The organism is Frankia sp. Hr75.2, from assembly GCF_949319125.1.
Lineage (GTDB): Bacteria > Actinomycetota > Actinomycetes > Frankiales > Frankiaceae > Parafrankia > Parafrankia soli.
Genome location: NZ_CASGGV010000261.1, coordinates 1 through 311, shown reverse-complemented (window position 1 = coordinate 311; position 311 = coordinate 1). Strand labels below are relative to the sequence as shown.

Below are 311 nucleotides of genomic sequence, written 5' to 3'. Positions count from 1 at the left end.
GTCGGGCAGGCTGGATGGTCATGGTGTGGTCGCTGCTCTACACCCTGACACGCAACGCTCTCGGACTGATGCTGCTCCGCGTGCGTGGCGACACCGCGAAAGACGTGGAGCTCCTCGTCCTGCGACATCAGGTGGCGGTGCTGCGACGGCAGGTGAACCGCCCGGCCCTGGAACCGAAGGATCAGGTGATCCTCGCAGCCCTGTCCCGGCTGCTACCCCGAGCCCGCTGGGGTTCGTTCTTCGTCACCCCCGCCACCATGCTGCGCTGGCACCGCGACCTCCTCGCACGACAATGGACCTATCCACGGAAG

1 pseudogene is annotated in these 311 nt (G+C 66.6%); it reads left to right on the top strand.

The features are described 5' to 3' along the window. Nucleotides 1–311, top strand: a pseudogene (locus tag AC559T_RS17935) (helix-turn-helix domain-containing protein); the annotation flags it as partial.